The 12,658-nt window shown below is 32.7% G+C and carries 13 protein-coding genes; 8 read left to right on the forward strand and 5 right to left on the reverse strand.

Annotated features, from left to right (window positions below; all coding sequences use genetic code 11):
- Window positions 1-67 precede the first annotated feature (67 nt).
- Together AC3IPI_RS16615 and AC3IPI_RS16620 are read right to left on the reverse strand one after the other, a co-directional pair.
- Entirely contained in the window at window positions 68-664 is a 597-nt protein-coding gene (locus AC3IPI_RS16615) for a methyltransferase domain-containing protein (RefSeq protein WP_039114423.1), read from the reverse strand.
- Window positions 661-1,032 (reverse strand): glycine cleavage system protein H, encoded by a 372-nt coding sequence (locus tag AC3IPI_RS16620; RefSeq protein ID WP_039120345.1) that lies wholly within the window; start codon window positions 1,030-1,032, stop codon window positions 661-663. The genes AC3IPI_RS16615 and AC3IPI_RS16620 overlap by 4 nt, the downstream gene beginning before the upstream one ends.
- Window positions 1,033-1,209: 177 nt before the next feature.
- Here AC3IPI_RS16620 and AC3IPI_RS16625 point away from each other — a divergent pair, with 177 nt between their 5' ends.
- The 5 genes from AC3IPI_RS16625 to AC3IPI_RS16645 all read left to right on the forward strand — a co-directional run bounded on the left by AC3IPI_RS16625 (window position 1,210) and on the right by AC3IPI_RS16645 (window position 5,451).
- Window positions 1,210-1,893 carry a Crp/Fnr family transcriptional regulator gene (locus AC3IPI_RS16625; RefSeq protein WP_039114420.1) on the forward strand — a complete coding sequence of 228 codons (684 nt, stop codon included), beginning with the start codon at window positions 1,210-1,212 and terminating at the stop codon, window positions 1,891-1,893.
- A 368-nt stretch (window positions 1,894-2,261) separates the two neighbouring features.
- Window positions 2,262-3,134: a helix-turn-helix domain-containing protein gene (locus AC3IPI_RS16630; RefSeq protein WP_039118516.1), complete on the forward strand. Its 873-nt coding sequence runs from the start codon at window positions 2,262-2,264 to the stop codon at window positions 3,132-3,134.
- Between the two features lie 187 nt (window positions 3,135-3,321).
- Complete coding sequence (locus AC3IPI_RS16635) at window positions 3,322-3,729, forward strand: (R)-mandelonitrile lyase (RefSeq protein ID WP_489154217.1); 408 nt, start codon at window positions 3,322-3,324, stop codon at window positions 3,727-3,729.
- Window positions 3,730-3,916: 187 nt separating this feature from the next.
- Window positions 3,917-4,321 (forward strand): cupin domain-containing protein, encoded by a 405-nt coding sequence (locus AC3IPI_RS16640; protein ID WP_039118517.1) that lies wholly within the window; start codon window positions 3,917-3,919, stop codon window positions 4,319-4,321.
- A gap of 74 nt (window positions 4,322-4,395) precedes the next feature.
- Window positions 4,396-5,451, forward strand: a complete 1,056-nt coding sequence (locus AC3IPI_RS16645) for an NAD(P)-dependent alcohol dehydrogenase (protein WP_323490280.1) — start codon at window positions 4,396-4,398, stop codon at window positions 5,449-5,451.
- A 67-nt stretch (window positions 5,452-5,518) separates the two neighbouring features.
- Here AC3IPI_RS16645 and AC3IPI_RS16650 read toward each other — a convergent pair whose 3' ends face one another.
- From AC3IPI_RS16650 to AC3IPI_RS16660, 3 genes are all read right to left on the reverse strand, one after another.
- Complete coding sequence (locus tag AC3IPI_RS16650) at window positions 5,519-6,406, reverse strand: SAM hydrolase/SAM-dependent halogenase family protein (RefSeq protein ID WP_489154220.1); 888 nt, start codon at window positions 6,404-6,406, stop codon at window positions 5,519-5,521.
- 317 nt (window positions 6,407-6,723) lie between these two features.
- On the reverse strand, window positions 6,724-6,933 hold the full coding sequence (locus AC3IPI_RS16655) for a hypothetical protein (RefSeq protein ID WP_039118520.1): 210 nt from the start codon (window positions 6,931-6,933) through the stop codon (window positions 6,724-6,726).
- Window positions 6,934-6,945: 12 nt separating this feature from the next.
- Window positions 6,946-7,926 carry a hypothetical protein gene (locus AC3IPI_RS16660; RefSeq protein WP_489154222.1) on the reverse strand — a complete coding sequence of 327 codons (981 nt, stop codon included), beginning with the start codon at window positions 7,924-7,926 and terminating at the stop codon, window positions 6,946-6,948.
- A 184-nt stretch (window positions 7,927-8,110) separates the two neighbouring features.
- Here AC3IPI_RS16660 and AC3IPI_RS16665 point away from each other — a divergent pair, with 184 nt between their 5' ends.
- The 3 genes from AC3IPI_RS16665 to mgtA all read left to right on the forward strand — a co-directional run bounded on the left by AC3IPI_RS16665 (window position 8,111) and on the right by mgtA (window position 12,595).
- Entirely contained in the window at window positions 8,111-9,106 is a 996-nt protein-coding gene (locus AC3IPI_RS16665) for a sensor histidine kinase (RefSeq protein ID WP_489154224.1), read from the forward strand.
- Complete coding sequence (locus tag AC3IPI_RS16670; RefSeq protein ID WP_489154226.1) at window positions 9,079-9,786, forward strand: LytR/AlgR family response regulator transcription factor; 708 nt, start codon at window positions 9,079-9,081, stop codon at window positions 9,784-9,786. The genes AC3IPI_RS16665 and AC3IPI_RS16670 overlap by 28 nt, the downstream gene beginning before the upstream one ends.
- Window positions 9,787-10,042: 256 nt before the next feature.
- On the forward strand, window positions 10,043-12,595 hold the full coding sequence (gene mgtA / locus AC3IPI_RS16675) for a magnesium-translocating P-type ATPase (protein WP_489154228.1): 2,553 nt from the start codon (window positions 10,043-10,045) through the stop codon (window positions 12,593-12,595).
- Window positions 12,596-12,658 lie beyond the last annotated feature (63 nt).

Consider the following 12,658-nt stretch of genomic DNA (forward strand, 5'->3'; position numbering starts at 1 on the left):
TAAAGCAGAAAACCTGCCCGGAAAATCATTTTCGGGCAGGTTTTTTTGTATAAATTGCAATAAAGAATCAGGATTTTTTCTTCCAGAAGTTCAATATTCCATCGCAGGCAGATTCTTCGAGGTCAAAACTTTCTGGAATTTCTTCCCAAGTACTCCAATAGGTTACGAGCCTTGTGCCTTTGGGAGTTTTGCCGAGTTGTTCTCTCACATAATTAGAATAGGTGTGAAACAATTCTTTTTCTGGAAGTATGATTTTATCTATCGGACAGGTAATATCTATATTCTCGTAAAAGGAGTTATAGAAATAAAACGCATCGTAATCTGAAAATGAGATTTGATCGATATTTGAATGAATAAATTCTACATTTTTTATATCGTGTTTTTCGGCTATTTTCTTAGATACTTTTATGAGTGATTCTCTTTGTTCTACTCCATAAAAAAAGCCTCTTGTAGATGCAGCTCCCACTAAGCAAAATTTTCCTGCTCCGGCACCAATGTCTAATACCTTTTTATAAGGTTTGTCGACTAGGTAATCGGCTGCAACTTTGGCTATTTCTACAGGTGTCCAATGTCGTTCAGAAAGTCTTTGAATACGAGTTGGGTACAATTGATTAAATGTACTGTCTTCGATATCAATATTTTGTCTTAGGTTTTTAAAAATCATTTTGTTAGCTGTATGTACTCTTCATTGGTCAAAAAAGTACTGTTATCTATTGTGATAACTACTCTTAAGAGCCAATTATAATAAGAATCGGTATTAATATGCGATGCATTTTTTTCTAAGATACAATTAGTTACTGTGATTTCACAATCTAAAGGGGAGATAAGGGTAAAAGTTTTATTTGTACCATAAATAGTTCCCCATGTTTCGTCTTTTTTAATAGTATTGCTTTCTAGTTTTAGTTCAACTGAATCAATTTTTCCAATTTCTTTTTGAGCATAATCTGTAATACCAATATAGAAATCGCATGATCCAATTTTTCGTAACCACAAATGGTCTTTAGTGTAATAAAGACTTCTAGGAATAAACATAATTTTTGTTTTTATATTATATCATTTTATTATAAAATGTATAATGTGACTTAATTTTTGAATAAAACAAAGGTAAGTAGCTTTAAAATAGATTATAACGACTAAAATGATGCTTAAATTTGATTTAAATCAATATTTACAAAGTAGGAAGGAAAATAGCTTAACTTTGAGTTTATTATGATATCAAAATTTATTTTTAACAACCAATATCTTTTAAATGAGCTTCCTGAAGATGATAAGGATATGCTCGAAGAGGTTATGCATAATAAAAAATATCGCAAACATGAAGCTATATTTACCGAAGGAACTTTACCAACGGGTATTTTTTATGTTAAGGTTGGTAAAATAAAGAAATACAAAGTTGATAACGACGGCAGGGAACAGATAATTTACATCTACAATCCTGGAGAATTTTTTGGCTATTCGGCCATTTTAAGTGAGGAATCGTATGGAGATACTACTGTTGCTATAGAAAATGCCATCATTTCATTTATTTCTAAAGACGATTTTATTCATATTCTGAACACTTCGGTAGTTTTTTCCAGATTATTATTAAAAAGTTTAAGCCATGAATTTAGTGTTATGGCAAACCTCATGGCTGTATTATCTCAACGAACTGTAAGGGAAAGAGTCGCTCTTAGTTTACTAATATTACATGATAAGTATAAAATAAGTGATATCGAAAAAAAGGTTTTTATAATGCTTTCCAGAGCCGATTTGGCAAACATGGCAGGTACTGCAAATGAAACACTGGCAAGAGTACTTCATGAATTTAAAGAAGATAATCTTATCTGGATGGAAGGTCGGAAAATACAATTACTAGACCTTAAACAACTTACATTAATAGCCAATTTTTATTAGTTTTTTGTTGTGTGGTATTTAACCGCAAAGGGCGCAAAAGGATACGCAATGTTCGCAAAGTTTTTAAATCCCAAGTACGTATTAGAATCATTTTAATCCTTTAAATCTGTGGCTAACTTTTTGCGAAAATGGTACGCGGATGATACGGATTCGCTAAAGCGAAAACACGGATTAAACGGATTTTTTGTTTTATAAATCTGTGGCTAACTCTTTGCGAAAAGGATACGCGGATGATACGGATTCGCTAAGGCGAAAACACGGATTAAACGGATTTTCTATTTTTAATGCTTTAATTTTGTGGTGAATAATAACAAACTGATTGCAATAATTTTAGTTTGAGTTATATTTGATTTTCTTAACTTTGCATCATGGATAATCAAATTGTTTCTCAGGCTTCGGATTTTACTACTAATGACTTAAAGTTAAAAGGCTTTAAGGTGTATGAAGTAAAAAGTGGTGTTAATGCTATTCCTACTTATAATCGTAGAGATTTTTATAAGATATGCATTAATACTAGCAAGAGTTTTATTCATTATGCCGACAGAGGTATTGAGACTGATGGTACTATATTGTTTTTTGGTAATCCTCATATTCCTTATTCTTGGGAAATTATATCACCATCTTACAATGGATATGCCTGCGTTTTTACTGAAGATTTTATAAAGAAACAAGATCGTTCTCAGAGTCTTAACGAATCTCCATTATTTAAAATAGGAGGGACACCTATTTTTTCTTTAACTGCTGAACAGGAGAGTTTTATTGCTACTATGTTTAAGAAAATGCTCTCGGAACAAAATACTGACTATATATTTAAAGATGATTTAATTCGTAATTATATCAACCTTATTATACATGAGGCGCTTAAGATGCAACCTTCGGAAAATTTCTTTAAGCATAAAAATGCATCTTCGAGAATAACAACTCTTTTTCTTGAACTTTTAGAAAGACAATTTCCTATAGAAACCAAGAACCAACCGCTTAAGTTAAAAACACCACAGGATTATGCTCAAAATCTTGCTGTACATGTAAACCACCTGAATCGTTCGGTGAGAGAAATTACAGGAAAATCGACCACAGCACATATTACCGAAAGAATAATTAGCGAAGCAAAAGCACTTTTGCAACATACAGATTGGAGTATTGCTGATATCGGATATTCGTTAGGATTTGAGTATCCTAGCTACTTTAATAATTACTTTAAAAGACTTACAGGAACAATACCTAAAACTTTAAGAGTGTAGATTGTTTGAAATTCTTAATTTTTTGTTTGATAATCGTTATATCTGTATGTCTTTGCCAAAGTAAATTTGCATTGAAATAATTAGTATTAACCAATATTAGATTGTTTAGCTAAATAATATGGTCGAAGTTATTATTGACCACTACTTCAAAATTTAGTTTCTATCTGATGTCTAAAACAGAATAATTATGAAAGAACAAATCAATAATACAATTTTCCCTAAAGGAGATCCTGCACCAGCAGATTATTTTACTGGTAATGCATGGGTAAAAACTCTTGTTCCTGATAATCGCGCACTAAATGTTGTTATGGGAAATGTAGTTTTTGAACCCGGTGCAAGAAACAATTGGCATACTCATCCCGGAGGTCAAGTTCTTATAGTTACTCATGGAGTAGGGTACTATCAGGAAGAAGGAAAAGCAATTCAGTTACTTAATGTAGGTGATGTTGTTTCTATTTTACCAGATATTAAACATTGGCACGGTGCATCTCCAGAGAGTGAATTTACTCATATAGCAATAAGTACTAATACTCAAAATGGTATTGTAGATTGGCAGGAAAGAGTAACTGACGAACAATACAATAGCTTTAAATAATTTTAAGGTAGGTGTGTTGTTTCATCCAATATTAATTTAAAAACAAGCTTAAAAAAAGTAATTCTTAATTTTTTGTTCTCTACATTATTATAAGAGAATATTTTTGTAATTTACTGTTTTTAAATTGGTTGCGTTTTCATTGGGTTAGCATTAAATAATAAATTAAACTACAACAAATAACTAATTTATGTCAACACATTATACAACAGTTATCGAAGAAGGAATAGTTCCTAATAAATATACTACAGGCGCAGTTTCTTATAAAAAACGTACTAGCGATATTCAGCCACGTAATACTACTATAAAAGAAGTTGCTTTTGAGGCAGGTTCTAGAAATAATTGGCATACTAACTCGGCTTTGCAATTACTTGTTGCGACTGAAGGTGTTGGATATTTTCAGGAAAGAGGTACACCAATACGATTGGTTCATAAAGGAGAAGTTCTTACCATTTTGCCAGGGGTAGAACATTGGTATGGCGCAACACCAAATAGTCGATTCTCGCATATAGCAATTATTACCGAGATTGATAAAGGCATCGGGACTTGGATGGAACAGGTTACTGATGAAGAATACAACAGTTTTTCTAAATAATTTTAGCAATGAATCTATTTAAAAACTGAGTTTGAATTTGTTTGTAAACAAGAATTAAATATAACTATAAAACTATGGAAACAAAAAACATAAAAGCATTTGGTACTGAAGCTGCTGAAGCACCATTAAAAACATTAGACATTAAACGTAGAGCGGTAACGGCTCATGATGTAGAAATTGATATTTTGTATTGCGGAATTTGTCATTCTGATCTTCACTCAGCTAGAAACGAGTGGCACGGTACGACATACCCAATAGTTCCGGGACATGAAATTGTAGGTAGAGTAACCAAAGTAGGAGATCATGTAAAAAACTTTAAAGTAGGAGATTTAGCTGGAGTAGGATGCATGGTCGATTCTTGTAGAGAGTGTGAACATTGCAAAGAAGATTTAGAGCAGTTTTGCGATTCAGGAAGTACACTTACATTTGATTCTCCGGATAAACATCTTGGTGGACAAACGTTTGGTGGATACTCTGAGAGTGTTGTTGTAGATGAAAATTTTGTTCTTCATATATCTGATAAATTAGATCTTGCCGGTGTTGCACCTTTACTTTGTGCTGGTATTACAACTTATTCTCCTTTAAAACACTGGAAAGTTGGTCCTGGACAAAAAGTTGGTATTGTAGGTATTGGTGGTTTAGGACACATGGGTATTAAAATTGCAAAAGCAATGGGCGCTCATGTTGTAGTTTTTACTACTTCGTTATCTAAAACTGAAGATGCTAAACGTTTGGGAGCAGACGAAGTAGTATTATCTAGCGATGCCGAACAAATGGCTAAACATGCTAAAAGCCTTCATTTTATTTTAGATTGTGTATCGGCTCAACATGATATCGATGCGTATTTAAATTTACTTAGAGTAGATGGAACGCTTACATTAGTAGGTGCACCGATGGATCCACTTCCTGTAACATCATTTAGTCTTATTTTAGGCAGAAGAAGTTTTTCTGGTTCTCTTATTGGCGGAATTGCCGAAACTCAGGAAATGCTTGATTTTTGCGCGAAACATAACATCACCGCAGATATAGAAATTATTGGCGTGAATGGTGTTAACGATGCTTACGAAAGATTATTAAAAGGCGATATAAAATATCGTTTTGTAATAGATATGGCTTCTCTTAAAAATTAGAGAATTCTAAAAACTAAAAAAGGTGTTCATTGTAATGATGAACACCTTTTTTTATTTAATAATTAAGCTATTTACTAATTATTATATTCCAATATGCTCCGCTATAAACCTTATGTTTTTCGGAGAAACTACCTTGGTTTACTGCCAATGAAAAGTTTAAAAGACTATTAAAGTAGCAAACATCGGTTCCGATTTTTACCTCTCCAAAAGTATGTACTAGTTTTAGTTTGCCGTCATATACTTTTTTAGTTCCATCGAAGATTTGAATTTTCACCATATCTCCCGCTTTCAAATCTAAATTGGCAAAAGTTTTTTTGTCGATGTTTGTCCAGACATTTCCATATTGAATATCCAAAATCGGAATTCCTCCTTTGATGATTCCTTTCTCGAAAACAGGTTTTTGGTATTCTATTTTTACTACTTCATTAAGTGATTTTGGTCCGACTTGGTCAAAAGTAATTGTTTTGGATGCCAAGCGTGAGCCAGTATATGCATACACATCACGACCATGAAAAGTATATGATTCATTTGAGTCCTGACGACGATTTTTGACTTCGTCAATCTCGCGAATTTCCTGAATTCCTAATTGTTCCGCTATCAGAGTTAAAGTTCCGTTATCTGGAGTTACAAAATAATGACCAGATTTAGTAAGCAATACAACCGAATGTCTTGCTGTTCCCACTCCGGGATCACAAACCGAAACAAAGACTGTTCCTGTGGGATAATATTGTGCTGTTTGGGATAGGCGATAGGCAGCTTCCCATATATTGTAAGCTGGGATTTCGTGTGTTAAATCGAATATTTTCAAATCGGTAGAAACGCCCATTGCAACTCCTTTCATAGCAGATACGGCACCATCTTTTAACCCAAAATCAGATTGAAAAACCAATACGTTATTCTGAGAAAAGCTATTAAAAGTAGCAGCACACAAAAAAAATAATAATCGTAGTTTCATTTTTATCGTATTTAGAAGATGTTTTACCGCAAAGTACGTAAAGTTTTGGGTGTATTTAACCGTAAAGTTCTATGTGTGTTTAACCGCAGAGAACGCAACCCCGAAGCGTCGGGATACGCAAAGTTCGCAAAGTTTTGGGTGAATTTAACTGTAAAGGTCGCAAAGTTTTATATGTTTTAACCGCAGAGAACGCAATCCCGAAGCGTCGGGATACGCGAAGTTTACAAAGCTTTGGGATAGAATCTTTTTAATCTGTGGCAAAAAGTATCTGTTCTCAGTGCCTTAGAACCTTAGCATCTCAGAACCTTAAAAAAAAATCAATCTAATTTAACACAATCAAAGCTAAGGATATTAAGTAGTTCTATAATTTTATTTGATTCTATTTCATTGGCTTCAATTCGTAGTATTTTATCACAATCTTCTAAGTCAAAATTAATTTTATGGTCCTGAAAATAGTCTTGAATACTTTTTATAATTACAGTTGTTTCAGTTTCGTTTTGAACGTTTGTTTTAAAAATTTCAATCATGATTTCTCTTTTTTAAAATGGATTGTAAGATATACCAAATCTAAAATAGCCTTGAGGATCTTGTTTGTTGTCATAAATATATTTGTCGGTTCGTTCGCCTCTTTCGGTAACACGAGTGCTTAAAACATTGTTTATTCCGGCTTTAAATGTGCCTATAATTTTTCTGTCAATATGATATTCGTAGGTTACGCCAGATTTTAATTCGAGAGAGTTTACTTCATAGATTCCGTTTAACTGCGGGGTTTTTAGATTCAGATAGAAATTTTCCGAATCAAACTCTGTCCCAAATGAAATACGTCCGTTTTCTAGCAAACTTCTTCTGAAAAGAATACTCTTAGGCAGAATTACATTAATCTCCCATTTAGAATCTAAGAAGTGGTGATTATAGCTAAATAAAGGAGCAATAGGAACTATTGATGATGGATCTGCAATTGCTAAAAGCCCAATCGTAATAGTCGTATTAGGTGTTTTTTTGATGACTAAACTTGCAGTAACAAAACCCTTAATTCGTTGTACGTTTTCTTGATTTCCATCGACAATTACGGTTGTGTTGTAAATGATGGGTTTCTTAAAAAGTGATGAAACATAGGTTGCGCTTAATGCTCCAGCGAGATAGTGAAAATCTTGTGTAGGTCGAGTATGGGTTATATTAGAGTCAAAATTATAAACATCGCCAAATCCGTAAGATTCATATTTATAGTTAAATGTACTTGTTATAATAAATCGTTGTGTTTGCGATTTATATAAGGGCAAATTTACAGCTAGTTTTAATCTATTATGGCTGTCAAATCTTCCTTTTTCCAGGTCTTGCCCAAAGAGTTTAGCATCATAGTTCGTAGATCCGAATTGGTCATATTGCAAATCGAAAGTTCTGGTAATAGGAAAATTTTCCTTTACGGCTCTAACAAAGCCTTTCATTGTTTTATTATCTTCCTGACCTATAACATGTAAAGAAGTTAAAGCTAGTAGAATAAAATAAATAATTGTTTTCATGAGTTTGGTATAAAAAACGTAATTGCCTTGATGTAGCTAGTAAAAATCGGAAGCAAATGTAGTTTGTAGCTACTTATTATAATAGAACAATTATACTAATGGCGTATGATTTATACCAATGGCGTTTGTATAATTTTAGCATTATAAAAGGTTATAAATTAAATATTAAGCTAATTTTGCACACATGAAATTTTTTAAAATTTATCAAAACTTTTTTCTACGAAACATCATAATAAATATTCTTGTTGTAGGGATTATTTTGGCTTGTGTATATGATGAGTTTAGTATTGAAGTAGACTGGTTTTACCTTTTTAAGAAAATATGTTTAGGCTATTTACCAATGTATTTTGGGGTATTAATCAGTAATATTTTTTTAATTAAAATGTTATTTTTCGAAAAGAAGTATAAAACCTTTACTGTCCTTTTTATTATCTATTGGATTTGTTTTTACTTCCTGATGTCGTGGTATTTTTTATATGCTGATTTAGGAAGACTTAAAACATTATCTGTATTTTCATTAGTTTGTAATGGTACAGGAATCTATTTTCTGCATTTATGGATTGTTGATAAAATCTCGCAAACGAGTAAGGATATTATTAATTATGAATCGGAACTTTCCTTTCTTAAACAGCAATTAAATCCTCATTTTCTGCTTAACGCAATGAATAATCTTTATGGAGAAGCATTGGTTGCCCCAGAAAGACTTCCGGATAGAATTTTAAATTTATCAGATATGCTTCGGTATCAGATAGAAGCAACCAAAAAAGATTTTGTATTGCTTGTAGAAGAAGTAGAGTTTATTAAAAAATATGTAGAGTATTATACTTTTAGGAATGAACGTCTTTTGATTTCTCAAAATTATGAAGGCCATTTTGAAGGAATCGAAATATCGCCATTGTTCTTTTTGCCATTGGTAGAAAATGCAGTTAAATTTTCGGGAGAAACGGCATCGCCTTACATTATTCTGGATGTAATTGTAAAGGGACGAAATTTATCCTTTTCGATAAAGAATAATTTTTTGGTAGATGGTTCCAGACTTTCAAGTACCGGAATAGGGATTGAAAATCTTAAAAGACGTCTTGAAGTTTATGGATTAAAACATGAGCTTAAATGTAATAAAGAGGATGATTTATTCAGTATAAAATTAAATATATGGGATTTACCTACCGCTGCCTTATAATAGATGATGAGACTCCTGCTCACAAAGCGCTAGCTTCGCATATTGCAAAATATGAGGATTTAGAGCATTCTGGTAGTGCATTTAGTGGTATGGAAGCTCTAAAAATGCTCAACGAAAACACGTACGATATTATTTTTCTGGATATTAATATGCCAGTTATATCAGGAGTAGAGTTAATGGAACTTCAGCCCAATCGTCCGCTTACAATTGTAACAACAGCTTATTCTGACTTTGCCCTTTCGGCTTATGAAAATGATGCTATAGATTATTTACTCAAGCCTATCTCTATAGAAAAATTTGCAAAAGCAATTACCAAAGCAAAAGCGTATTTTTTGGGTAAAAAAAATAAGAATGATACTAGTGTTAAGGATGTACTTTCTTATCGTGTAAACGGTCAGATGACAGATATTTTGTTAAAGGATATCATTTATATTGAAAGTTTAGGTAACTACATGAAACTATTTAGTAACAAGCTAGATATACCTATTATAATATATGGTTCACTTTCTAGTATTGCTACAGATATTGATAGCGTAAATTTTATACAAATTCATAGGTCATTTATTGTAAATACAAAAGCTATACAAGCACTAACTTCCAGAACTTTAACTATGAGTAATGGTGAGGTTTTACCTATTGGAAGAAAATATCAAATCTTGGTTGATAATTTAAATTTATAGTTTACTTAACCGCAAAGATTTTTTGCCACAAAGATTTTTTACAGCAAAGTGCGCAAAGATTTACGCAAAGGTCACAAAGTTTCTCTCTAATCTTTATAAGGGTATAAGATTGGGTTATAATGTAGTTATGTCTTTGCTTCTTTGTACCTCAGAACCTTAGTGCCTTAGAATCTTAGTATCTTAAAAAGGTAACAAATTAATTTAAAATTTTTATAAGTTATTGATTACCTTTATGTAAACCATTAATATGTGATTTATGGAAAGCAAGGCTGATGTTGAAAATAGTTTTTGGAGTTTAAGTATTGATGATGCTTATCGTAAGTTAGAAGCAAGCCCGGATGGGTTAAATGATTCAGAGGTTGCACGAAGGCTCAAGCAATTTGGACCTAATACATTAAAAAACAATTCTAATACTTCGATGTTTATACTGTTTCTTTCACAGTTTAAAAGTCCAATAACCTTATTACTTATTGTTGCTGCCATATTATCTGCAGGTTTAGGAGATATATCAGACACCTTGATTATTCTCTGTATTATATTATTAAGTAGTCTTCTTGGTTTTTGGCAGGAAAAAGGAGCGGCCAACGCTGTAAAAGAATTATTAAAAATGGTTCGGCTAAAATGTAGAGTTGTACGAAACGGAACATCAAAAGAAGTTGCTGTAGAAGAAGTTGTTCCGGGAGACGTGGTAACTTTATCAGCGGGAGATATTATTCCTGGGGATTGTCTTATTCTGGATTCCAAAGAACTATTTGTTGACGAAGCTGCTTTTACAGGAGAAACTTTTCCTGTAGAAAAAAGTAATGGTGAACCACTGCCTGCAAATACAGTGCTTTCTAAAAGAAGTAATACGTTGTTTATGGGAGCAAGTGTTATAAGCGGAAAAGCAACTGCACTTGTTATGGCAACAGCCAAGCAAACGGAGTTCGGAAAAATATCTACTAATCTTCAGTTAAGACCTCCTGAAACCGATTTTGAACTCGGAATACGCAAATTTGGATATTTGTTAATGGAAGTTACGCTTATACTTGTAATCATCATTTTTGGTGTAAATGTGTTTTTGCATAAACCTATTCTTGATTCATTCTTATTCTCCTTAGCACTTGCAGTAGGATTAACGCCTCAGTTGCTTCCTGCAATTATAAGTGTGAATCTTTCGACAGGAGCAAAAAGAATGGCAAAATTACAGGTTATTGTAAAACGCCTTTCGTCTATAGAAAATATCGGAAGCATGAATATTCTTTGTTCCGATAAAACAGGTACAATAACTCAAGGCAAAGTAAACTTAAAAGATACGCTGGATATCGAAGGAAAACACAATGATAAAGTATTGCAATACGCTTGGCTAAATGCTTCTATGCAACAAGGATTTCGTAATCCTATAGACGAAGCAATATGTTTATCTTATAAAGAAACAACGAATACATTTACGGCACAATCAGAGATTCCGTATGATTTTATTCGCAAGCGTTTAACAATTGTGGTAAAAGGAGATAAAGGAAATTTGGCTATTACCAAAGGTGCTTTAAACTCTATAGTATCGATATGTACGCATGCCGAAGTTTCTGATGGAAAACTCTCGGATATATCAGATTCTAAAGCATTTATATTAATGCAATATCAAGAATTAAGCGAGGCAGGTTTTAGAACTTTGGGCGTAGCTTATAAATCAGTTACAGGTACAGGAGATTTTACACGTGATGATGAAAAAGAAATGGTTTTCTTGGGATTCATTACCTTGTTTGATCCTCCAAAAGCTAATGTAGAGGAAATAATAGGTAAATTAAATACGCTGGGAGTAAAGCTTAAAATTATTACTGGAGATAATGCGCTTGTAGCAAAAAGTTTAGCCTTACAAGTAGGTATTAAAGACCCAAAAATACTTACTGGTGCCGAATTACAAAAAATGACCAAAGCAGCATTGATGCATCAGGCATTACACACGGATATTTTTGCAGAAGTAGAACCCAATCAAAAAGAACGTATTATTTCTATATTAAAAAGTGGTGGAAATGTAGTAGGATTTATGGGCGATGGTATTAACGATGCTCCAGCTTTGCATACTGCAGATGTGGGTATATCTGTAGATACGGCTGTAGATGTTGCTAAGGAAGCTGCAGACATTGTATTATTGAGTCAGGATTTGGGAGTTTTAACAAATGGTATAGTCGAAGGACGAAAAACGTTTACCAATACAATGAAATATATTTTTATGGCAACAAGCGCCAATTTTGGAAATATGTTCAGTATGGCTGGTGCCTCATTATTTCTTCCGTTTTTGCCATTATTACCCAAACAAATTTTATTGACAAATTTGTTAACCGATTTTCCCGAAATGGCAATTGCAACCGACCGTGTTGATGATCTTAATATACAAGAGCCGCAGCGTTGGGATATTTCTTTTATCAGGAAATTCATGATTGTTTTTGGGTTGTTAAGCTCCGTATTTGACTTCTTGATGTTTGGGATTCTATTGTTTGTTTTTCATGCTAAGGAAAAAGAGTTTCAAACGGCCTGGTTTATAGAGTCAGTAATTTCGGCAACATTAATAGTGCTTGTGGTACGAACCAGATTACCATTCTTTAAGAGCTTACCGGGAAAGTATTTATCTATAGCAACTGCAATAATAGTCTTGTTTGTACTTGTATTGCCATTTACACCATTATCGACATGGTTTGATTTTGTCAAATTGCCATTTATGATCTATATATGGATGTTCTTATTGATTGCAACTTATATTATATCTGCGGAAATTGTTAAACATAAGTTTTATAAAGTCATGATAAAAAAGCATAGGAAGTATCGTTAGTTTTACTATTTGGTTTCAAATTATAAAATAGAACATAGAAAAGTTTTTGAAATGAAACCTATT

It is taken from the genome of Flavobacterium sp. GL_143 (assembly GCF_057834355.1).